The 22,868-nt window shown below is 34.2% G+C and carries 26 protein-coding genes; 22 read left to right on the forward strand and 4 right to left on the reverse strand.

The features are described from left to right. Positions 1–6: 6 nt before the first annotated feature. The 4 genes from SAUT_RS11330 to SAUT_RS01270 all read right to left on the reverse strand — a co-directional run bounded on the left by SAUT_RS11330 (position 7) and on the right by SAUT_RS01270 (position 3,203). Positions 7–150 carry a hypothetical protein gene (locus SAUT_RS11330; protein ID WP_013326058.1) on the reverse strand — a complete coding sequence of 48 codons (144 nt, stop codon included), beginning with the start codon at positions 148–150 and terminating at the stop codon, positions 7–9. A gap of 131 nt (positions 151–281) precedes the next feature. Further along, positions 282–983, reverse strand: coding sequence for an anaerobic ribonucleoside-triphosphate reductase activating protein (locus tag SAUT_RS01260; protein ID WP_013326059.1), 702 nt, complete (start codon positions 981–983; stop codon positions 282–284). Further along, positions 949–1,098 carry an anaerobic ribonucleoside-triphosphate reductase gene (gene nrdD / locus SAUT_RS11220; protein ID WP_013326060.1) on the reverse strand — a complete coding sequence of 50 codons (150 nt, stop codon included), beginning with the start codon at positions 1,096–1,098 and terminating at the stop codon, positions 949–951. Before nrdD ends, SAUT_RS01260 begins: the two co-directional genes overlap by 35 nt. Next, entirely contained in the window at positions 1,095–3,203 is a 2,109-nt protein-coding gene (locus tag SAUT_RS01270) for a ribonucleoside triphosphate reductase (protein ID WP_013326061.1), read from the reverse strand. The genes nrdD and SAUT_RS01270 overlap by 4 nt, the downstream gene beginning before the upstream one ends. 233 nt (positions 3,204–3,436) lie before the next feature. Here SAUT_RS01270 and rfbA point away from each other — a divergent pair, with 233 nt between their 5' ends. The 22 genes from rfbA to SAUT_RS01380 all read left to right on the forward strand — a co-directional run bounded on the left by rfbA (position 3,437) and on the right by SAUT_RS01380 (position 22,858). Then, positions 3,437–4,321 carry a glucose-1-phosphate thymidylyltransferase RfbA gene (gene rfbA, locus SAUT_RS01275; RefSeq protein ID WP_013326062.1) on the forward strand — a complete coding sequence of 295 codons (885 nt, stop codon included), beginning with the start codon at positions 3,437–3,439 and terminating at the stop codon, positions 4,319–4,321. 2 nt (positions 4,322–4,323) lie between these two features. Then, positions 4,324–4,902, forward strand: a complete 579-nt coding sequence (rfbC, locus tag SAUT_RS01280) for a dTDP-4-dehydrorhamnose 3,5-epimerase (protein ID WP_013326063.1) — start codon at positions 4,324–4,326, stop codon at positions 4,900–4,902. After that, positions 4,895–5,764: a dTDP-4-dehydrorhamnose reductase gene (gene rfbD / locus SAUT_RS01285; protein ID WP_013326064.1), complete on the forward strand. Its 870-nt coding sequence runs from the start codon at positions 4,895–4,897 to the stop codon at positions 5,762–5,764. Before rfbC ends, rfbD begins: the two co-directional genes overlap by 8 nt. A 3-nt stretch (positions 5,765–5,767) precedes the next feature. Then, positions 5,768–6,832, forward strand: a complete 1,065-nt coding sequence (rfbB, locus tag SAUT_RS01290; protein WP_013326065.1) for a dTDP-glucose 4,6-dehydratase — start codon at positions 5,768–5,770, stop codon at positions 6,830–6,832. Continuing rightward, a complete protein-coding gene (gene cysD, locus SAUT_RS01295; protein ID WP_013326066.1) occupies positions 6,822–7,733 on the forward strand; it encodes a sulfate adenylyltransferase subunit CysD in 912 nt (303 codons plus the stop codon). The genes rfbB and cysD overlap by 11 nt, the downstream gene beginning before the upstream one ends. Continuing rightward, complete coding sequence (cysN, locus tag SAUT_RS01300) at positions 7,733–9,172, forward strand: sulfate adenylyltransferase subunit CysN (protein WP_013326067.1); 1,440 nt, start codon at positions 7,733–7,735, stop codon at positions 9,170–9,172. The genes cysD and cysN overlap by 1 nt, the downstream gene beginning before the upstream one ends. Further along, on the forward strand, positions 9,172–9,897 hold the full coding sequence (gene cysC / locus SAUT_RS01305; protein WP_013326068.1) for an adenylyl-sulfate kinase: 726 nt from the start codon (positions 9,172–9,174) through the stop codon (positions 9,895–9,897). Before cysN ends, cysC (SAUT_RS01305) begins: the two co-directional genes overlap by 1 nt. After that, positions 9,887–10,489 (forward strand): adenylyl-sulfate kinase, encoded by a 603-nt coding sequence (gene cysC, locus SAUT_RS01310; RefSeq protein ID WP_013326069.1) that lies wholly within the window; start codon positions 9,887–9,889, stop codon positions 10,487–10,489. The genes cysC (SAUT_RS01305) and cysC (SAUT_RS01310) overlap by 11 nt, the downstream gene beginning before the upstream one ends. After that, entirely contained in the window at positions 10,483–11,238 is a 756-nt protein-coding gene (gene cysQ, locus SAUT_RS01315; protein WP_013326070.1) for a 3'(2'),5'-bisphosphate nucleotidase CysQ, read from the forward strand. Before cysC (SAUT_RS01310) ends, cysQ begins: the two co-directional genes overlap by 7 nt. A 50-nt stretch (positions 11,239–11,288) precedes the next feature. Further along, positions 11,289–11,714 (forward strand): type II secretion system major pseudopilin GspG, encoded by a 426-nt coding sequence (gene gspG, locus SAUT_RS01320; RefSeq protein WP_013326071.1) that lies wholly within the window; start codon positions 11,289–11,291, stop codon positions 11,712–11,714. Further along, positions 11,715–13,349, forward strand: coding sequence for a GspE/PulE family protein (locus SAUT_RS01325; RefSeq protein ID WP_013326072.1), 1,635 nt, complete (start codon positions 11,715–11,717; stop codon positions 13,347–13,349). It begins immediately after the preceding gene. 12 nt (positions 13,350–13,361) lie between these two features. Next, positions 13,362–14,561 carry a type II secretion system F family protein gene (locus SAUT_RS01330; RefSeq protein ID WP_013326073.1) on the forward strand — a complete coding sequence of 400 codons (1,200 nt, stop codon included), beginning with the start codon at positions 13,362–13,364 and terminating at the stop codon, positions 14,559–14,561. A gap of 1 nt (position 14,562) precedes the next feature. Next, entirely contained in the window at positions 14,563–14,826 is a 264-nt protein-coding gene (locus tag SAUT_RS01335) for a prepilin-type N-terminal cleavage/methylation domain-containing protein (protein ID WP_041675099.1), read from the forward strand. After that, positions 14,813–15,208 carry a hypothetical protein gene (locus SAUT_RS01340; protein WP_013326075.1) on the forward strand — a complete coding sequence of 132 codons (396 nt, stop codon included), beginning with the start codon at positions 14,813–14,815 and terminating at the stop codon, positions 15,206–15,208. The genes SAUT_RS01335 and SAUT_RS01340 overlap by 14 nt, the downstream gene beginning before the upstream one ends. Then, positions 15,205–15,825 carry a type II secretion system protein gene (locus tag SAUT_RS01345; RefSeq protein WP_013326076.1) on the forward strand — a complete coding sequence of 207 codons (621 nt, stop codon included), beginning with the start codon at positions 15,205–15,207 and terminating at the stop codon, positions 15,823–15,825. Before SAUT_RS01340 ends, SAUT_RS01345 begins: the two co-directional genes overlap by 4 nt. Next, positions 15,806–16,735 (forward strand): type II secretion system protein GspK, encoded by a 930-nt coding sequence (locus SAUT_RS01350; RefSeq protein WP_013326077.1) that lies wholly within the window; start codon positions 15,806–15,808, stop codon positions 16,733–16,735. Before SAUT_RS01345 ends, SAUT_RS01350 begins: the two co-directional genes overlap by 20 nt. A gap of 54 nt (positions 16,736–16,789) precedes the next feature. Continuing rightward, complete coding sequence (locus SAUT_RS01355) at positions 16,790–17,809, forward strand: hypothetical protein (RefSeq protein ID WP_013326078.1); 1,020 nt, start codon at positions 16,790–16,792, stop codon at positions 17,807–17,809. Then, complete coding sequence (locus tag SAUT_RS01360) at positions 17,802–18,314, forward strand: hypothetical protein (protein WP_013326079.1); 513 nt, start codon at positions 17,802–17,804, stop codon at positions 18,312–18,314. The genes SAUT_RS01355 and SAUT_RS01360 overlap by 8 nt, the downstream gene beginning before the upstream one ends. Next, positions 18,304–18,858, forward strand: coding sequence for a hypothetical protein (locus SAUT_RS01365; RefSeq protein WP_013326080.1), 555 nt, complete (start codon positions 18,304–18,306; stop codon positions 18,856–18,858). Before SAUT_RS01360 ends, SAUT_RS01365 begins: the two co-directional genes overlap by 11 nt. Continuing rightward, positions 18,842–20,971 carry a type II secretion system protein D gene (locus SAUT_RS01370; protein WP_013326081.1) on the forward strand — a complete coding sequence of 710 codons (2,130 nt, stop codon included), beginning with the start codon at positions 18,842–18,844 and terminating at the stop codon, positions 20,969–20,971. The genes SAUT_RS01365 and SAUT_RS01370 overlap by 17 nt, the downstream gene beginning before the upstream one ends. An 88-nt stretch (positions 20,972–21,059) precedes the next feature. Further along, positions 21,060–22,415 carry a hypothetical protein gene (locus SAUT_RS01375; RefSeq protein ID WP_013326082.1) on the forward strand — a complete coding sequence of 452 codons (1,356 nt, stop codon included), beginning with the start codon at positions 21,060–21,062 and terminating at the stop codon, positions 22,413–22,415. A 71-nt stretch (positions 22,416–22,486) separates the two neighbouring features. Next, entirely contained in the window at positions 22,487–22,858 is a 372-nt protein-coding gene (locus SAUT_RS01380) for a hypothetical protein (protein WP_041675101.1), read from the forward strand. Positions 22,859–22,868 lie beyond the last annotated feature (10 nt).

Here is a 22,868-nt window from a genome sequence, read left to right on the forward strand (position 1 = left end):
TTTGACTTATCTGTTAATATACAGATTCTCACCTGGATGGTTTGGCTTTGATATTGCCGCTTTTTTAACTTCTTTTTTATCGTAGTGAACTGTTTCTTGCGCTTGAAGTGCAACTATTGCCAATGTAAATGCTAGAATGATTTTAATCATGATATTTCCTTGTTAAGAGTAAAATAATACTCGGTTTTTTAAATAGGACAATTTTTGTCTGATTTAAATTTTGAAGAATAGTATCTTGTTTTTTTAAATAAAAAATTGATATATATCAAGAAAATAGTGATTTATCTCCAAATAATAGGTAAATTATTTGACAATTGGGATTTTTCAAAAGATTTGGAAGGTTTTTCAAGCCCTCCTATATTACTTTGTGTGTCTAAAAATTCTTGAATATAATAGGTTTTATTGTATCCTTTTAATTTCAAATCTTCTATTATAAGATTAATGTCATCACTGTTTAACAGATCTGCATGCAGTGTAGTTCTTACTTCAAAGTCTATATTACTGTTGATAAGCAGATCAAGTGTTTTATTAAATTCTTCATATTTGTTTGAGTGGGTTATTTGAGTGAATTTATATTGGGGTGCTTTGTAATCAAGGGCGACATAGTCCAGCAACTCTAAATCAATGAGCTGCTTTACATGTAAGTAGTTTGTACCGTTTGTATCAAGCTTGATTAAAAATCCGAGTTTTTTGATTTGTCTGCAGAAAGCTGTCAAATCATAAGAAGAAGCCTCTCCGCCTGAGAGGACAACTGCATCTAAAAGATGCTCTCTTGTACGTAAAAATGCAAGCGCATCTTCAAGTGTATAGCTACCCTTTTTGGCAAAGACTATGTCTTTGTTGTAACAAAAGTCACAACGCATATTGCATCCGCTAAACCAGAAAATACAGGCAAGCTGATCAGGATAATCCAAATGGGTAAATTTGGTTATATCATATATGCACTTCTCACTCTTTAAACTGTTTGCGCTGTCTGTGTTCACCTGTTTTTCCTATGTTAAAACTCTCAACAGGTCTGTGATAGCCCATTACTCGTGTGTATACTATACATTTTTGTCTATTTTCTTTGACTAATTCTAAAATTTCATTTTTACTCATGACGCTTCCTTTTTTTGGTTTTCATATTCATTAATCAGTTCTTCATCGCATTTTGGACAATACTCATGCTCTCCTGAGATATATCCGTGTTTTGGACAAACTGAAAACAATGGCGTTACCGTAATATATGGCAGCCTGAAGTTTGTAATGACATTTTTCACTAACTTACGGCAGGCTTCAGTAGAACTAAGCCTCTCCTGCATATAAAGATGCAGTACCGTTCCCCCTGTGTATTTTGTCTGCAAATCATCCTGCAGGGTCAAAGCTTCAAAAGGGTCATCCGTTAGCCCGACCGGAATCTGCGAAGAGTTTGTATAGTAGATGTTTTCATCCATACCTGCTTGTATGATTTTATCACTGTATCTTTTCTTGTCTTCTTTTGCAAATCTGTACGTTGTTCCCTCTGCCGGTGTGGCTTCGAGATTGTAAAGGTTCCCTGTTTCTTCTTGAAATACAACCATTCTCTCTCTTATATGATTAAGAATTTCGGTTGCAAAGTCAATTCCCTGTGTTGAACTGATATCATAGGCACCTCCCGAAAAATTCAGTATCATTTCATTGATTCCATTAACGCCGATAGTAGAAAAATGGTTTTTAAATCCGGGTAAATATCTTTTTGTATAAGGGAAAAGCCCTCTGTCATACATCTCCTGAATAAAAACGCGTTTTTTCTCCAAAGTAGATTTCGCATACTCCATCAATTCATCAAGCCGCTCTAAGAGAGATGCCATATTTCCTTTGTGTAAAAAGCCAAGCCTTGCCATATTGATTGTGACAACACCTATGCTTCCTGTCATTTCAGCACTGCCGAACAGGCCACCGCCTCGTTTAAGAAGTTCCCTTAAATCAAGCTGTAGTCTGCAACACATACTTCTGACATGTCCGGGCTTATATGCTTCATCGTTTGCAATAAGTTCTCCGTTTTTATCTCTTTTGTATTGGCTCCCTATGAAATTTTGAAAGTAGGAAGAGCCAATTTTTGCCGTGTTTTCAAACAGCAAATCTGTATTTTCGCCGTACCAGTCAAAATCTTCAGTAATATTGACGGTAGGTATAGGAAATGTAAAAGGCTGACCGGTTTTGTCACCCTCTGTCATAACCTCATAGTAAGCTTTGTTTATCATATGCATCTCTTCTTGAAAATCTTTATATGTCATATCAGTCAGAGAGGTGACACCTCTCTCTTGTGCTTTGAATCTTAGATTGGCATCATCAATATTTTCAAAGAGATGGCGCTGCTTACTTGTTGGAATCTGATCCTTCAAATCATCCGGAACGTTCCAATCTATAGTGATATTTGTAAAAGGCGATTGTCCCCATCGTGCAGGAACATTTAAATTGTATATGAAACTACGAATACTTTTTTTTACCTCCTTATATGAAAGTTGATCTTTAAAAAGATAAGGTGCCAGGTATGTGTCAAAGGATGAAAAGGCTTGTGCTCCGGCCCATTCACTTTGCAAAATACCCAAAAAATTTGCCATTTGTCCAAGAGCTTCTCTGAAATGCTTTGGTGCATTGCTTTCCACTCTCCCTCTTACTCCGTTAAACCCTTCATCCAGAAGAACTCTTAGACTCCAACCGGCACAATAACCGGTCAAACAGTCCAAATCATGTATGTGATAGTCCCCATTTCTATGCGCATACCCTTCTTCTTTTGAGTAAATTTTGTCAAGCCAGTAGTTTGCTATAACTTTGCCTGCCGTATTGTTTACAAGCCCCGCATTTGAATAACCCGTATTGGAGTTTGCTTTTATTCGCCAGTCACTCCCACTGATATACTCTTCTATAGTTTGCGTAGAATTAATATATGTCGTGTCGTCTTCGAGAAGGTTATCTCTTTGAAGTTTATGTAAATGACGATAGAGCATAAAAGAACGCATTACATCAAAATATTTTGCTTTAAAAAGTTCCTGCTCTATAATGTCCTGTATGTCTTCTACGGCAACAACTCGTTTGGCATCGAGTCTTTGTATAACTTTTATATACACTGTTTCGTCAAAATCTACATGCTCACTTAAAAAAGCTTTTTTAATGGCATCTTCTATTTTATAAGAGAAAAACTGTTTGTAAGAACCGTCTCGTTTTAAAATATATTCTACCATGTCTGCTCTCCTTAAGTGATGTCAGCAGTTTATAGCATCATTAATTAAGAAATGGTAATAATTTTCGTCACTTTTGTGTCATTTTAAATGATAAATATTGATTGTTTTGTTTAGCATTTTTGGGCCTAAATTTTATGTTAAATTTTAATAGATTAGTGTAAAATACAATGTAATTAAAATATTTAAGAAATAAATATAATTTTATAAAAATAAAGTATAGGAGAGTTATAAGAATGAAAGGCATTATATTAGCAGGAGGAAGCGGTACAAGACTCTATCCTATTACAAAAGGTGTTTCTAAGCAACTAGTTCCAATTTATGATAAACCGATGATTTATTATCCTTTGTCTGTTTTGATGCTTGCCGGCATAACTGAAGTATTGATTATATCAACTCCAAATGATTTGCCGAGATTTGAAGAACTTTTAGGTCATGGTTCAGATATTGGGATGAAGTTTAGCTATAAAGTGCAACCTTCTCCTGATGGTCTTGCACAAGCTTTTATACTTGGGAAAGAATTTATTGGTAATTCTGATGTATGTCTTGTTTTAGGAGATAATATTTTTTATGGACATGGCTTAACAAATCTGCTTGCAAAAAGTGTGATAAATGCAAAAGACAAAAATCAAGCGACCGTTTATGGCTATTATGTAAATGACCCAGAGAGATATGGTGTAGCAGAGTTTAATGAGAAAGGGGAAGTGATTTCTATAGAAGAAAAACCAGCTAATCCTAAAAGTAATTATGCTGTAGTTGGACTATACTTTTATCCTAATGATGTAGTCAAAAAAGCAAAAGATGTAAAACCAAGCGATAGAGGAGAATTAGAAATAACAACTCTAAATGAAGATTATTTAAGGGAAAAAAGATTAAGAGTTAAGCTGATGGGCAGAGGTTATGCATGGCTTGATACGGGAACGCATGAGAGTTTATTGGAGGCTAGTCTGTTTATACAGACTATAGAAAAGCGACAAGGTTTAAAAGTGGCATGTATCGAAGAAATAGCATATGAAATGGGGTATATCAGTAATGAAAAATTGATAGAACTTGCCCAGCCATTAAAGAAAAATGAATATGGGCAATATTTACTAAGCAGAGTTAGAGAAGGAATTGTATAAAGATGAAATTTGTAAGAACTGAAATACCTGATGTGGTTTTAATAGAACCTGTAGTTCATGGAGATGAGAGGGGTTATTTTGTAGAAACCTTTAGAGCTGATAAGCTTGAAGAGTTTTTAGGATATAAAATAAATTTTTGTCAAGATAATGAATCTAAATCATCTCGTGGCGTTCTAAGAGGCTTACATTATCAACTTCATCCTGCTGCGCAAACAAAACTTGTTCGCGTAATTCAAGGTAGAGTTCTTGATGTTGCAGTAGATATTAGAAAAGAGAGTTTAACGTTTGGGAAACATGTTGCAGTAGAGTTAAATGCTGAAAATAAACATCAACTTCTTGTACCTCGTGGATTTGCTCATGGGTTTGTTGTTCTTGAAGATGATACTATTTTTGCTTACAAAGTTGACAACTATTATAGTCCTGAGAACGATAGAGGAATTCTTTTTAGTGATGAAGCTCTTAATATTGACTGGACAATCCCATATAGTGAACTAAAACTTTCTGCAAAAGATAAAGTACAACCTAAACTTACCGAGACAAATGATATATTTGATTACAAGGTTAATTATTATAATGATTAGTATTTTAATAACAGGTGCAAATGGACAAGTTGGCTCTGAACTAAAAGAGCTCTCTTGTAAGTATAACGCATATAATTTCTTTTTTACAGATAGAGAAACTCTCGACATCACAGATAACAAAGCTGTTAAAAAATTTATAGAAGACAATCATATAAATACCATTATTAATACAGCAGCCTATACTGCAGTTGATAAAGCAGAAGATGATGTAACAAATGCAGATAAAATAAATCACTTGGCTGTAAAAAATTTAGCACAAATTTCAAAAGAGAAGGATATCAAGCTTATCCATATCTCGACGGATTATGTATTTGATGGTAAAAACTACAAACCTTATACGGAAATAGATGAAACAAATCCAAACGGAGTTTATGGAAAAACTAAACTTGATGGTGAAAAAGTGCTACAGGAAATCAAGCCTAAAAATTCTATAATTATAAGGACATCATGGGTTTACTCATCATTTGGAAATAATTTTGTAAAAACAATGTTAAGACTTGGCAAAGAAAGAGATGGTGTTGGTGTTATTTTTGACCAGGTTGGAACGCCTACTTATGCTAGAGATTTAGCAAAAACTATTTTAGATATAATACCAAAAATTCAAAATTCAAAATTAGAAATTTATCATTATTCTAATGAAGGGGTGCTTAGCTGGTATGACTTTGCCAAAGAGATAATACGTATGGCAAAACTAGATTGTAAAATCAATCCAATTGAAACGAAAGAGTATCCTACTCCGGCTGCAAGACCGTATTACTCTTTGTTGAATAAAGCTAAAATCAAACAAACATTTAATGTTATAATTCCATATTGGAAAGATAGCTTAGATACATGTTTGAAAATTATGGGAGAAAGAAAATAACAGATGTTTGATAACAGTAATAAGACAATTTTAGTAACAGGGTGTGCCGGATTTATCGGAAGTAACTTTGTGCCATACTTCTTAGATAAGTATAATGATTACAATATAGTCAATTTAGACTTACTCACATATGCGGGAAACTTGGGTAACCTTAAAGAAGCACAGAACAACCCTAGATATAAATTCATCAAAGGTGATATTTGTAATCGTGAACTTGTAGAGTTTATATTTAATGAGTATGACATTAGAGGTGTGATTCACTTTGCAGCAGAAAGCCATGTTGATAATTCTATTAAAAACCCTGGTATTTTTATTGAAACAAATGTTAATGGAACTTTTACGCTTTTAGATGTAGCATATAAATATTGGATGGATGCTCCATTTAAATACAAAGAAAGATTCACAACCGATGCTTCAGCTTCGGCTAAACCAAGATTTCATCATATTTCAACCGATGAAGTGTATGGAACATTAAATGAGACAGATCTCTTTACGGAAGAAACGCCATATGCTCCAAACTCTCCATATTCTGCATCTAAAGCATCAAGTGATATGATAGTAAGAAGTTATCAAGAGACTTATGGACTCAATACGGTTATAACAAACTGTTCAAACAACTATGGACCCAAACAACATGATGAAAAACTCATTCCTACTATCATAAGAAAAGCATTAGCCGGTGAGAATATTCCAATATATGGAGATGGCAAGAACATTAGAGATTGGCTTTATGTACTTGATCACTGTAAAGGTATAGATTTAGTGTACCATTCAGGTAAAGAAGCTAATGTTTATAACATTGGCGGAAAAAATGAGAGAACAAATCTTCAGATAGTAAATTCGATAACAAGTATATTAGATGAAAAAGTTCCACCAAAAGAAAAAATAGACAAAGAGAGTTATAAAGAGTTAATAACATTTGTGGAAGATAGAGCAGGGCATGACAGACGCTATGCCATAGATGCCACAAAACTAGAAAATGAACTTGGCTGGAAAGCTGATGAAAATTTTGACACAGGTATAGTTAAAACTGTTAATTGGTATTTGGGAAAATATAATGATAACTAAAGAAAAACTAACCCACCTAAAACAACTAGAAGCAGAATCCATTCATATTCTCCGTGAAGTTGCGGCAGAGTTTTCTAATCCCGTGATGATGTACAGTGTGGGAAAGGACTCCTCTGTTATGCTTCATTTGGCTATGAAAGCCTTTGCTCCTGCTAAACCGCCTTTTAAATTCTTACATGTAGATACTTTGTGGAAATTTCATGAGATGATAGAATTCCGTGACAATCGAGCAAAAGAATTAGGCTTTGATCTTGTGGTACATTCTAATCCAGAAGGTATAGCAATGAATATATCTCCATTTGAACACGGGAGTAAAGTACACACCGACATTATGAAAACAGAGGCTCTTAAACAGGCACTTGACAAAGGCGGTTATGATGCGGTCATAGGCGGAGCAAGACGCGATGAAGAAAAGTCCCGTGCCAAAGAGAGAATATTCTCCTTTCGTGACAAGCAGCACCGCTGGGACCCGAAAAACCAAAGACCCGAACTTTGGAATATTTATAACACGGCTATTGCCAAAGGCGAGAGTGTAAGAGTTTTTCCCATCAGTAATTGGACAGAACTTGATATATGGCAGTATATCTACTTAGAGGGTATCCCTATTCCTTCACTCTACTTTGCAAAGAAACGACCGGTGGTAGAGTATGAAGGCACAAAGATTCTCGTAGATGATGAGCGTATGCCAAAAGAGCTGCGAGAGCGCGCAAAAATGGAAATGGTTCGCTTTCGTACGCTTGGATGTTATCCTCTGACGGGTGCCATCAACTCTACAGCCTCGACACTTCCTGAAATTATAAAAGAGATGCTGCTTTCAACTTCTAGTGAGAGAGAAGGAAGACTTATAGATAAAGACAGCGAAGGCGCTATGGAGCGTAAAAAAGTAGAGGGATATTTTTAATGAGTTCTAAAAATGAAAAAATAGCTCTCGATATAGAAAGCTATCTCAAAGAGCATGAAAACAAAGATATGCTCCGCTTTTTAACCTGCGGATCCGTAGATGACGGTAAAAGCACATTAATCGGGCGTATGCTTTATGACTCTAAAATGATATTTGACGATCAGCTTAGTGCTGCGCAGAGTGAGAGTGAGAAGTACGGTACAACTGGAGAGAAGTTAGATATGGCTCTGCTTGTTGACGGATTACAGAGTGAAAGAGAGCAGGGCATTACTATTGATGTAGCATACAGATTTTTTGCAACAGAGAAAAGAAAGTTCATTATTGCAGACACTCCAGGACATGAACAGTATACTCGTAATATGGTTACAGGAGCCTCTACGGCTGATGTAGCGATTATACTTATAGATGCACGTAAAGGTATACTCACTCAAACTAGACGTCATAGCTTTATAGTGAATCTATTAGGAATTGAGCATGTAATAGTGGCTATAAACAAGATGGATTTAGTCGATTTTAGTGAAGATGTATTTAATGAGATTAAACAAGCATATTCTGACTTAGCTAATGAGCTTGGCATAAAAAACACATACTATATTCCTTTGAGTGCATTGGATGGTGATAATGTTGTCGATAAAAGTGAAAAAACTCCATGGTACGACGGAAAACCTCTCCTAAATCTACTTGATACTATGGATATATCTAAAGAGATTAAAGAAGAAAATTTTAGACTTCCTGTTCAATATGTAAATCGTCCAAACTTAAACTTTAGAGGTTTTTGCGGAACAATAGCAAGCGGAAATGTAAAAGCGGGTGATGAGATAACAGTACTACCATCCGGAAAAACTACAAAAGTAAAAAATATTATCAATGCCGGAGATATTACAGAAGCTAACAGAAGTGCTATATGTAATGAAGCCTATGCTCCAATGGCGGTAACTATCACTACAGAAGATGAAATTGACATAAGTCGCGGAGATATGATAGTTCACACTAAAAATATGCCGAGAGTCTCAAACTCTCTTAAAGTCATGCTTGTATGGATGGATGAATCTTCTATGCAGGTAGGAAAAACTTATGATATAAAAAGAGCCACTTCGGCAATGCCGGGAGTTTTTGAGCATATAAATTATAAAGTAGATGTAAATACTTATGAGCGAACCCAAGTCAAAAAACTTGAACTTAATGACATAGCATCGTGTAAAATGGTTCTTACTCGACCGATAGCAGCAGATAAGTATAAAGAGAATCATGAGACGGGAAGTTTTATAGTAGTAGACAGAGTTACAAACAATACGGTAGGTGCGGGTATGATAGTCGATGTGGCTAAAAGAGAAGAAGACAGCGATGTAAAAGCTCATAGAGAATATACCAAAGCAGAAAAAGAACTTAACAGATACATAAGAGAAAATTTCCCAGAGTGGAATTGTAAAACAATCTAATGTATAAAGAGACAAACAGACGCTCAATCGTAAAAGGAATAAGCTGGAGAATAGTGGCAACTTCTACAACAATTATAATAGTGTATGTTTTTTTTGGAAGGTTAGATTTAGCGATTGCCGCAGGCGTAGTGGAAACAGTTTTAAAAGTTGGGCTTTACTGGGCGCATGAGAGAGTTTGGATGAAAATTCGCTGGGGTAAGAAAAAGATAGAACCTTTCAACCTTTGGTTTACAGGTTTGCCGCTCTCAGGAAAAACAACTATTGCAGATAGAGTATATAAAGAGTTGGAAAAACTTCATATCCCAATAGAGAGATTAGACTCAAAAGATATAAGAGATGTTGTTCCAGATATCGGCTTTAGCAGAGAAGACAGGAACAGACATATGAAAAGAGTGGGACACCTTATAAAAACCCTGCAAAACAACTCCATCTCAACAGTAGCTTCGTTTGTCAGTCCTTATACAGAGAGCAGAAAAGCTATAAGAAAGATGGTGAAAAATAATGTAGTAGTATATGTAAAAGCAGATATAGAAAGTTGTAAGCAAAGAGACTACAAAGGTGTATATGAAAAAGCAATGAAAGGGGAACTTCAAAACTTTTCAGGCGTTAATGATGTTTATGAAGAACCGCAGTATGCAGAAATAGTGATAGATACCAATACAATAAGTGTTGATGAAGCATCACAAACAATAGTAAAATATATAAAGAAGAACTATGTCAAATGAAAATATAGTGTGGCATGAACATCATGTCTCAAAAAAGCAAAGAGCAAAGATAAAAGAACAAAAGTCTTGTATACTTTGGTTTACAGGACTCAGCGGCAGCGGTAAATCTACGATAGCCAATGCAGTGGAAGTAAAATTAAATGAAATGGGTAAACATACCTATCTCTTAGACGGTGATAATATAAGATTAGGACTTAATGCGGGACTTGGTTTTTCAGAGGAAGAGAGAGTTGAAAATATAAGAAGAATCGGCGAAGTAAGCAAACTCTTTGTAGATGCAGGAATGATTGTACTTAGCGCTTTTATTTCACCTTTTAAGCAAGAAAGAGAGAAAGTAAGAAAGCTAGTAAAGAAAAGTGAATTTATAGAAGTGTTTATAGATACTCCGCTTGAAGTGTGTCAAAGCAGAGATCCTAAAGGTTTGTATAAAAAGGCTCAAAAAGGTGAAATTCCAAACTTTACGGGCATATCTTCACCTTATGAAGCACCAAAAAAAGCAGAGATACATATAAAAACAGATAAAATACTTGTTGAAGAATCAGTTCAAATAATTATAGAATATTTACAAGAAAGAGGATATTTGGAGTGTTAAAAGATATTGACTTAGAAAAGATTGTCTTAATTGCTAAAGAAGCAGGTGATGCAATTATGAAAATATATGAAAAAGATTTTACCATAGAGTATAAAGATGATAAATCACCGTTAACAGAGGCTGACACAAAAGCAAATGAAATTATATGTTCTTCTTTACAAAAACTTTACCCAAATATACCGATAATGTCGGAAGAGAATAAACAGACAGAGTATGAGATAAGAAAAGAGTGGCAATACTACTGGTGCGTAGACCCCATAGACGGTACAAAAGAGTTTATAAAGAAAAATGGCGAGTTTACTGTAAATATTGCCTTAATCTATAAAGATATTCCTGTTCTAGGAGTAGTTTATGCTCCTGCTATAGATGAGATGTATAAAGCCAAAAAAGGCGAAGGCGCCTATAAAAATGGGAAAAAACTGCCACTAAAAACCAATCAACATCCAGAAAAAAAACTCCATGTTGTTGCCTCAAAATCACATCTCTCAAAAGAGACACAAGAATTTATTGACAACTTAAAAACAAAAGAAATAGAGCAAGTAAGTAAAGGCAGTTCTTTAAAACTTTGTATGGTAGCAACTGGCGAAGCAGATATATATCCCCGCCTTGGTCCAACAATGGAGTGGGATACGGCAGCGGCAGATGCTATTGTAAGAGAAGCCGGAAAAATGACTTTTCAGTTTGAAAATATGCAGCCAATAGTGTATAATAAAGAAAATTTACTTAACCCATCTTTCATTGTTAAATAACATAATTTTTATGGTAAAATTTCACTAAAATTTTGGAGAAAAATTATAAAATGAGAAAAAAAAATCAATTTAGAAAAGCTTTTACACTTGTAGAACTCTTAGTAGTTATTGTTATTATTGCACTACTTTCATCGTTAGTTGCACCAAAGTTTTTTGGTAAGCTAGATACTGCGAAAGTAAAAACAGCAAATACACAGATGCAGATGCTCTCACAAGCTCTTGATGGTTTTCGACTTGATGTTGGACGTTATCCGACAACACAGGAAGGACTTAAAATTTTATGGGCAAAAGACTCATCTTTAAAGAACTGGGATGGGCCTTACCTTCCAAAAGCTGTAAAAGAAGACCCATGGGGATATCCGTATCATTATAAAAGTCCGGGAAAAAATTCAGAGCCTTATGACTTGTATCATTTAGGTTCTGATGGCAAAGAAGGTGGAAACGATGACGCTAAAGATGTCTCAGTGTGGGAATAGATGCAAAAATTTGAAGATATCTTATTAGCGCAAAACAGATGCACAAAAGAGGATATTGAACAAGCCTATAGTATTCGTAAAGAGTATGGTGGACAGATTGGAAACATCCTTTTAAACTTAGGATCTATTTCGGACATAGTTTATGTTGAAGTATTGGCTAAACAGTATGGTTTTGAACTCTATAAAAATTTCCATGATGAAAAAAAAATCATAAGTATAGACGGTATTGTCAGTGAATATTTTGTTATAAACAATATCTTTCCTATAAAAGAAGATGAATCAAGCCTTTGTGTCATTACTCATGACCCGCTTCAGAGTTCTGTACTGGCAACCATTGAATCAGCTGTAAAAAAACAGCTTACCGTTTATCTTGCAACAGAAGAAGAATTGCGTCAAGTTAAAGAGCTTTACGAAAGAAGCGATGAAGAAGATGATGAAGACATCTTTGAAGATGAAGTAGATAAACTTAAAGAACTTGCTTCTGAGGCACCTGTAATCAAATTAGTAAACAATATCTTTTCAAAAGCTGTCAATGCTTATGTCTCTGATATTCATTTTGAATCATACAAACATGGAATTAAAGTTCGTTTTCGTATTGATGGTGTTTTACAAACAGTTGATACTATTTCAAACAAACTTAAACAAGCAGTTACCGCACGATTGAAGCTTATTTCAAAGATGAATATTTCAGAAAACAGACTCCCTCAGGATGGTCGTATCAGTATTAAAATATCTTCGCAAGAGATAGATATTCGTTCATCGTCTGTACCTACCGCATTTGGTGAAAGTTTTGTATTGAGATTTTTAGGCAATGATGCTATTGATTTAAATATTGATAACATGGGGTTTCATCAAGATAACCTCAAACTTTTAAAAGAGATGTTGAAAAAACCTAATGGAATTTTATTGACAACAGGTCCGACAGGAAGCGGTAAGACCTCTACTCTTTATGCTGCACTAGATTACATTAATAGTGATGCTATAAAGATCATAACCGTTGAAGACCCTGTAGAGTACCAACTCGATGGAATTAGCCAAATTCAGGTAAAAGCAAATATAGACTACACTTTTGCAAATGCTCTGCGTTCTATTTTACGCCAAGATCCGGATGTGATTCTCATAGGTGAAATTCGTGATACAGAAACAGCAAAAATAGCTATACAGTCAGCATTAACAGGTCACTTAGTGCTTTCAACTTTACACACCAACTCAGCCATAGGTGCGATTTCAAGACTTTTAGATATGGGAATGGAGTATTTTTTACTTAAATCTTCGATTGTAGGCTTAATGGCACAGAGACTTGCAAGACGACTCTGTAAACATTGTAAAGAACCGATAGAAATAACACAGGCGCAAAAAAATGCTTACAATATTGAAAAACTTGAACAATATATAGAGTCTGCATATCATCCATGCAGGGCAGTCGGTTGTAAAGAGTGCAACTATACAGGCTACAAAGGAAGAATGCCAATTATGGAAATAATTCCATTTGATGATGCCGTTATCAAAGAACTAGATAAAAACAAAGACTTTAAAGATATTCAAAAGCTAGGCTATAGAACACTACAGGATGATGCTATCATTAAGTTTTTAGAGGGTGCTATTTCGCTTGATGAAGTTGCAAGATTAGTATAATGGACAATCTATATGAAATCAATTTTTGAGTATGAAGCAGTTATAGGAAGCGGAGAAGTGATTCAGGGTTCTTTTGCGGGCACAAAAGAGGACTTTGAGTTGATGCTTCAAAAAAAGAAGCTCTTACTTACCAGTGTCAAAGAGACAAAAGAAAAAGTCGATAATTCTAAATTTACTCAAGATGACTTTTTAGCATTTATTGAAGAACTTTATTATCTTACAAAATCAGGAATGCCTATAGACAAAGCTGTTAAAGTACTTTCTCAAACAACAAAAAAAGCAGCTTATAAAAGAATTCTAAAAACTATTTTAGAAGAGTTAAAAGCAGGTGAACAACTCTCAACTGCTTTGAAAAAAGCACTTAAAAATGAAAATATCACTATTGATTCGCTTGCTATTAGTTTTATCTCCACAGCAGAGGAAGTCGGTTCAGTTACAACAGGGCTTTATCAACTTTTTGAATATCTGACTTTTCAAAAAAAAATTCGATCAGATGTCAAGCAGGCACTTGCATATCCATTTTTTTTAATCGGTATGAGTATTGTTGTCTCTTTTTTAATTTTTTTCCTTATAATCCCCAGATTCTCAACTATTTTTTCAGCCGATGAATTCGCACAACTTCCGGGTATCTCTTATGCGGTTCTCTCTACAGGTAAATTTTTAAATGCACATATGGGCGAAGCATTTGCAGTTATTGGTATTGTAATCGCCGGACTTATTGTTTTTTTTAAAAAAGTGACAATTTCATGGATGAGTTTCTTTTATAAAGTTCCAAAACTCTCAAGTATTATCATTGATTTACAGCTGACTATCGTTTACAGTGCTTTAAGTACTATGCTTGTAGGAGGACTGGAGATAGACAAAGCTTTAAAACAGCTGCAATCTGTTTCTTTGCTTCCTGAGCTAAAAAATCTGCTCAAAACAGCACTTTTTGAGATAAAAAGAGGACAAAAACTTAGTGATGTATTTGCCATGAGCAGTATTATTCCCACAAGTGACATTGCACTGTTATATGTTGGTGAGAGCAGTGCGTCACTTGCTGAGGTCTTTAAATCACTATCTATAAGACACAGTGATGCTTTTAGTGCAAATGTAAAAAAGATTTTATCCATTTTAGAGCCGGCGGTCATTGTAGGACTTGGAGTGTTTATAGCCATTATTGTTGTTGCTATTATGATGGCGGTTATGAGTATGACAGACATGGTTGGTTAGTGTGAGAGAGGCTTTTACTCTTATAGAATTACTGGTCGTTTTGGTTATTTTGACTCTAGTGATGGCAGTTGTCATTCCACAGGGAGCTAAAATGCTTTCAAGCTATGGGCATTCACTCACTAAGATAAAGACGAAGCAGAAACTCTCAAAAGATAAAGCAAAAGCTTTTTTACAGGCAAAAGATATAAATGTCACTATAGATAAAAAAAACTATTTGATCTTAAAAAAAGGAGTTATGCTTGAGAACGGCCATGATAACCATTGAGGTTCTGGTATCACTTCTTATTCTTTTTATGGTAGTTGCGACTTCCGTAACAACCATTAAACATCTTAATTTAGTACAAACTCAGCAAGTTCGGTATGAAGATGTTTACAGAGCAATTATAAATATCAAAGATTATATCGATGCGGATATCTGCCAAAAAAAAAGAGTGATGAGCGGAACGCTTAACGATTTTGAGTACAAGGCAGAGTGTCGCCAGGAAATTGAGAAAAGAAAGTATGTAAAAGCAATGGACCTAGGTGATCCGGAAGGTAACATTGATAATGTTGTGGCAATACTTTCCAAAGTTGTCATCACACTAAAAAAAAATAACTTTAAAAAAGAGTACAGCTACCAAAAACTAACAACAAAGAAAGTGTTTTGAAAAAAGCTTTTACTTTAGTAGAGATGCTTGTTGCCATTGTCCTGATAACACTTCTCATTGGAGTGGCTATTTTTTCATTTAGGATGCAGCTTTTAACAATTCATAAAACAAAAACAGAGGCCATCAATGATGTTTTAAAATACAATCAAATCAAATCTGCACTTGAGTCAATTAAGTATTATGTAGTACAAGAATATGACATGCTACATCAGCCTATAAGGAAATTAGATTATTTTTTTAGTGCAGATGAAACACATGCGCTTTTTATGACAAACAACCCTGTATATACTGACAAAGTTTCCCTTGTTGAACTCTCTTGTCTCAATCATTCCCTGATCTATAAAGAAGAACTCCTTTATGGTAACATGGATTACCTGCAACCCTCTTTTAGTCTAAAAAATACGCATAAACTAAAAATTTATAATGACTTGGACAAATGCGAATTTTATTATATCAACAACCAAGGAGCTTTGGTACGCCAAATAGCAAAGGAAATACCAAAAGAGATTTATCTAAAAATTAAAAAAGATGAAAAAGACATAAGCGTCTATTCTAAAATAGAAGAGGATGATAATCAAACAGCAGCAAGGACCTACAATGCCATATATGAAGAGTAGAGAAGGGTTTGCGCTCTCTATCGTTATGTGGATTGTTGCTGCACTGCTTTTAGGTATTGTGTTGATTTTAAGTCTTTCAAAAGACAGCCTGACGCTTACAAAAGGTGTTCAAAATAAACTAGCAGCACGGCTTATGGCACAAAGTTATCTTGATGTTTTAAAATATTATGTCCTTACTGCTGATTTTGATAGTATGAAACTCATAAACGATGTTCAGAGTTTGTCATATAAACTTCCAAAACAAATAATGTTGGATGGTAGAGAATATAATGCTACTAAAAATTTAACATTTTCTATGCAGGATGCATCTTCTATGCTAAATATTTCATACCCTAATGCGCAGATGATAGCAGCTTTAGCAAGCGCAGATAATCAAGAACTTTACTATACTATCCAAGACTCTATAAAAGACTGGACAGATAAAGATAGAGAAACTAGTCTAAACGGTGCAGAAGATGCATATTACCAAAAACAAAAAACTTCTCACTATCTACCTAGAAATTATCCTGCATTACAGAGTGTTGATGAATTGAGACTTATCAGAGGGGTTGATACTTTAAGTGAAAAAGAATTTGATAACCTCAAAAAATATATCTACTTTTCACAAAATGGTGCAATGACCAATATGGCGCTTGTTGATGCCGACTATTTGTCAAAACTATTGCATATAGATATGCCTACAGCACAGCAGATAGAAAAGTACAAATATGATGATTATAAGAAATTTATAAATATAATACGAAAAAACATTCATTACTATGATGAACAGATGGGCTTTTCACTCTCTTTTCATATAAAAATCAAAATAGAAGCAAAGGTTGGTGATGCGATTGTGTATCTTGAGACATTCATGGATTTTAGTAAAAACCAGTATAGAGACATTACGACGGATTTCTATAGAATTTATTAATTATTTAGCAATATTTGCTATAATGCTTAGATTTTTAAATTATAAAGAGAGTGAATGCATAAATCAATTATACAGCTGCTACTGAAGTACGATATTTTAAAAGTCATTCCTATGCAAGAGAGCTTTTTTCAAGTCTCTACTCTTACAAAAAAGGTAAGACTCTCCCCTGAATTAATTCAGCTGAACTATGAAAAACTCTCGCCCATCGTGAATCCTGCTATTTTAAGCTATAAAGAAGAGAATGTCATTTATCTTTGGTTCTTAAAAAAACAACAACTCAACGAGAAAATACTTATTCCCGAATCTTTTTTAATTTACAAAGCATTACGAAATAAGCAAGATGGCATTTTTATTTTCAAAACAGTTCCAAAGCAGATTTATGTGATTAAAGAGAAAAGGCTTCAAGCTGCTTTTGTCTCTTACGACGCTGTAGACTCTATGAATATTAGTATTATAAAAGATGAATATAGTCTTACAAATGTAGTTATGCTGGATGAAAAAGAGCACGACAAAGCACTGCAAAGTGAATTACAAAGACTTACATTGCAAGAACTACTTGCTTTTATGCAGTTTAAAATGGATAAAGAAAATCTAAAAAAGTTTTTTGTTCAGAAACTGACTTATCCACTGGTGTCTCTTCTTTTTATCTATATGTTTATGAGTTATACACAGGGTTACTTTATGCAAAAAAAAGCAGATATTCTTACGCAAGAGTATCAAACACTTAAAACAAAAAACTCAGATGTTAAAAATGCCATACGAAAGCACAATCAAGAAGTTGACAAATTAGAACAGTTTGTCAAAACAGAGTTTGTTCCCGTAGAGCCTTTTAAAGTAACCTATGATCTCTATAAAATCATTAAATCCGAAGATAAAGCTACAGTTAGCTTCTTTGCAGTGACCAATGGTATTGTAAAGATAAAAATAAAGACAAATGATAATGCTATAAAATACCTCAAACGTTTTAATGCCATAGCATATTTAAAAGATGTAGTCATAGAAAATACATTTAAACAAAGAGATGGGTATAAGATACATACATATACCATGAAGATAAAGGCAACCCATGAATAACTACAAACTTCTGTTTTTGCTATTTTCATTTGTAGTGTTTGTAAATTATATTAATTATCTGATGCCTCAGCGAGATAAACTGCATAAACAGATAGAACTGCTTACATACAAAATAGATAAAGAAAAAAGGCTTAACAGACAAAAACCGGATATCAAACAGTTTCAACTTCCATTTGACACTCTTTTTTATGATGGAAAAAAGTTTAACTATTCACAAGCTATGGGTGATTTTCAAGAGTCCATCACTAACGCAGCCAAGGATGTATGTACGGTGAAGCGCCTCAAATGGGCACAGGTGCCGCTGAGCACAAAATGGTATGATGTTTTAAAGATAGACACTACTTTAGAGTGTACACCTAAAAAGATGTTTCATTTTATAAATAAATTACGAAAAAACACGAAGATATATAATATTAAAAACTTTACCATATACAGAATGCGTAACAAACCGATGCTGCAGATACATATGCAGCTCATTAGCTACAGGGTACATCATGAAAAATAAAATTACTTACCTTTTGTACGGTTTTGTCTGTTTGGTGGTAGTACTGCTTGCCTTCAACCAGTATGGAAACTCTAAAAGAACTACAGTAGGCAAGAGCGTAAAACCTTTCAACACAAATATTGTAAAAATGTATCAAGAACAGTTTGATACGAACAGCAGTTTTGGTTACCTCTGGGGCATAAAAAATGAAGAGAAAAAGAGTGATACCAACACAACTGAAAATGTCAAAGATGAAAACAGCACAGAACTTGTGGTAACACAAGAAAAAAGTAAGATCTGCATAGATAAAAACTGTTACAGATTTTTAGGGTTTTACTATAAAGCAGGAGTGCCTTACATTAGTTTTTACTCAAAAACATTTAAAAAAGGCTTGCAGGATTTCAAGCTGCATCAAATGCTTGACAAAACACTTTACATAAAAGAGATAAAACATAACAGTCTCTTTTTAGCAGACAAAAACTCATCAAGAGAGTGGCAATTCCAACTTTTTGATGTTAATGTTACAAAATACAAACCAAAGGACAGTAATGAAACAGATATTTAGTCTAGTCATCATCGCATTCATTTTAAGCGGCTGTGTGAGTGCAAAACCCAAACCAAAGCAAGAAGATTTGCAAAACCTTCAAGATGTACATTACAAGCTTGATAAAAAAGGCGAACTGACACTGCAAAAAAAATATGCTCTTAAAGATGAAGCAGGAAAAATTGTTGCCCAAAAAACAAAAGAAGAGCCGGTAGTAGAGAAGGTACCACTTTTTGACAAAGGCTACAAAAAACAACTCTCTCTTAAAGGAAAGGCAAAAAAAGAGATAGCCATTCATGGTGATAGAGTGAAAGTCTCAGTAGAGTCCATTCCTCTCAATGAGTTTGTAGACTTGGTTTTTGGTTCTGTGTTGAAACTTAATTACACTGTAGATGAGAGTGTAAAAAAGATGAAAACCCCCATTACGCTTAATATGCAGACAACCCAAAAAGTATCACAGTTTTACAAGGTGGTCAAAAAGATACTTCTACTCAACGGTGTAAAAATTAACGATGAAAACAATCTGCTTTTCATTCATAAATCTGGCAAAAGTAACGCAAACGAGTTAAGTAGTGATGTATATATTGGATATGGTCGTTCGTTACCGGCTGACCTTGATGCAGACAAAGAAGTGCTTCTTTTTGTTCCTTATAATTATATAGATCCAAATAATATAATAAAAATTTTTAGACAAATCGGTATAAGTGGGAATGATGTAAAGTTTTATTATTACATAAATGGTATACAAACGATGAAAGGAAAAGCTTTTGTTATTCGTAAAGCCTTAAAACTCATAGATCTTTTGGACAGACCATATTTGAAAGGTAAGACACCTTATCTTATAAACTTTCAAGATATAGAAGTAGAAAAATTCGTGTCACAAATGCAAAAGATTTTTGCTCTCAATGGCATAAATGTAGTAGATTCTCCTTCAAAAGGCGGCATAGTTATGATGCCTATTAAAGATCTGAATATGCTCTATATCATAACACCTAAAAAAGAGTGGTTAAAGATGCTGCTTTACTGGAAAAAGAAACTTGATGTACCAACAGATGTAAAAGAGGAACCAAGACTCTACATTTACCATGTAAAAAACAGAAAAGCAGATGAACTTGCATCTGCACTAAAAGAGGTGCTTGGACTCTCAAAACAAACAACAAAGACAACCATAAAGAAAAAGTCTGACATAGCAAAGCAAAAAACAGAAGTGAAGCAAGGAAAAGGGCAATCAAGCTTTTTGCTACAAAGTACAGGATACACTCCGACTGTAACAGCAGATCTCGATACAAATATGCTGATGCTCAAACTTACGCCAAAACATTACAGAGTGCTTCTCCCATTTATAGAAGAGTTAGATAAACTGCCTTTGCAGACATTAGTTGAAGTTACGGTTGCAGATGTTGACATGACGGATACTTTTTCTCTTGGTTTTGAGTATGCCATAACCAATCAAAATGCAGGACTAGTAAAAAACATCTTAAATATTACAGGTGGAGGAAGCGGTCTCGGTGTTGTTTTTAAAGGAAATCATTTAGAATCGACCATTAATGCCTATGCTGAAAAAAAACTGCTCGATATCATCTCAAAACCAAAATTACTTATACTTAATAATAAAACAGGAAATATAAATGTCGGAACACAAGTTCCTATCATAACAAGTCAAGTCTCTGCAGCGGATTTAGGCTCATCTTCTCAGCCGAGCATAAATCAAAACATCTCTTATAAAAATACAGGTATTATTTTAAACATTACACCGACTATAAACTCAAATGGCGTGCTTACAATGAACATCTCCATTACGCTTTCGGATGCACAACTCAATGACACGTCAACCATAAACTCGCCGCTTATTATTAACCGTTCACTGCAGACGACGGCGGTTGTTCAAAGTGGCGACTCCATTTTACTCGGCGGTTTGATCTCTCAAAACAAAAGCAAATCAAAAGGGGGAGTGCCTTTGCTAAAAGATATTCCATGGATCGGCAATATGTTCGCATCTAACAGCATAAAAACAACCAAATCCGAACTGATTATACTCATCCGACCGGTAATTATCAAAACTCCGCAGGAGATAAACAGCGAGACGTATAAATTTAAAAAGATATTAAATTATATTAATATAGATGGATTATAAAAAATTTAAGTTTAAGTTTGCTAGAATAATAATGAGAATTGGCTTGGAGAAGTCATTTCGCGCGAAATTTAACTCAAAAGGAGTCATAATGACTATAAAAAAAATAGGCTTATCTGCTTTAGCAGTAGCTGCTTTATACGGGACAGTTTATGCTGGAACAGTAACTGGAACGAATTCGGGGACTTTTTCCTTAGATAAAATAGCTGATAATAATATTACAGCTGCAATTGATATAAATGCTACGTATACACCTGCATTAAATGCTGCTATTAGTGATGGTACACTAGTTGTAGAATATACGAATGCGTATTCTCAAAATTGTGATGCAAATACAAGTGAATTGGTAATGTATGATGGAACAAAGTATGTTACAAAAGCAAATCCAACATGTGGTGGAACACCAACAGGTACCAAGTTATTGTTTGATGTGAATAATACTATAGCTGATGGTGCTCACTTAACTCTAGTAGATAAAGATACTAATACTACAAGTGGTGATTTAAATGTCAGTATTTTAAAAGGTGCTGATGTAGCGAGTGTTAAGTTCTCATTAGTTAACGTTAATGACGTTACTGTAGATCCTAGTAGTGGAAGCGTAACTATAGCAACTGGAAAAACAGAGTGGAGTGCAGCAGTTGGAACAAGTTTTGATAATCAAATAGATGCTGCAAAGTCATTTGCTCTATTTACAAACTCACCTGCAACTAATGATGATAATGCTACTATAACTTTTACACGTACAACAGTTGATTTTGGTGGTGCTACGCTTGATGCAAATATCAAACTGACAACTGATTATAATGTATCATCAATCGGTAGTTTGAAATTTAATAATGTAGTAAAAACGCCAAACGGTTCATTTGTATATGATGTAAATGCAACAGGTTTACTTGCTGCTAGTACTGATTATCCAATAGATTTTGATGGTAATACAACTACAACAAGCGGTACTAAAATTGATGCTACCGGCTTTAAAGTTGCAGTTAGTGCAGTAAAACTAGGTACAGCTGCATACTCAAAATCATATGTGTCAGCATCAGATAAAAACTTAGGTGAATGGTCAGTGTATGGTTACAATGGTTATGTTCCAAATGCTACAGCGTCAACAGCATCGAACATTGAGACAGTATTGAGTTTTACAAACACTAGTTCAACTACTGTTGATGCTTACTTTACGCTTGTAGCTGCAGATGGAACAGAAACGCAAGTTGATTCAGTTAATGATGGTTTAGCAAAACTTGAAACTAAAAAAACTGTGAAATATAATGTTTCTGATCTTATTACTACAGCTGGTGTAGCTGAAGGGTCTTATATGATCAAAGTAGTTTTCCCTACTACTCCTTCAAAAATAATAGGTTTTGCTTCATTTAGAAATGATAATAAAAATGCATTTAAAGATCTTCCAATTCATAGTAATATAGATGCTTCTACATTACAGTATTAGAATTGTGAATTTATAATTTCTTCTTCCTTTCAAAGGGGAAGGAGAGACATATTATAATGAAAGGTAAGTTCATGGAAAGAATTTTTTTCTTGTTTGTATGTTCGATCTCTTTTTCTATACTTATGGCAAATGATAATTATATGATTAAGTATAATGGTAAATCAAAAAAATGTTTTGCATATAAAAATAATAAAGAAATTTCTCTTATTGACAAAAAGTTTAAATCAGATAAAGTGACTACTCCCTATACTTGTTTAGCAATCCAGGTTGAAAACTACAGAGGATGTAGAATAAAAAATGGTAGTGAACATATAACAGCCTATGCATTTTCTTTTGGAAGTTATGGTGAAAAAACTAAATTTATGGTTGGATATAAAGTCGCTGTACCATATGTTGATGCATTTTTGAAATTAGAATGTTCTAAAGAACATTTTAATTTTTAATATAAGAGTT

This window comes from Sulfurimonas autotrophica DSM 16294 (assembly GCF_000147355.1).
Classification (GTDB): Bacteria; Campylobacterota; Campylobacteria; order Campylobacterales; family Sulfurimonadaceae; genus Sulfurimonas; species Sulfurimonas autotrophica.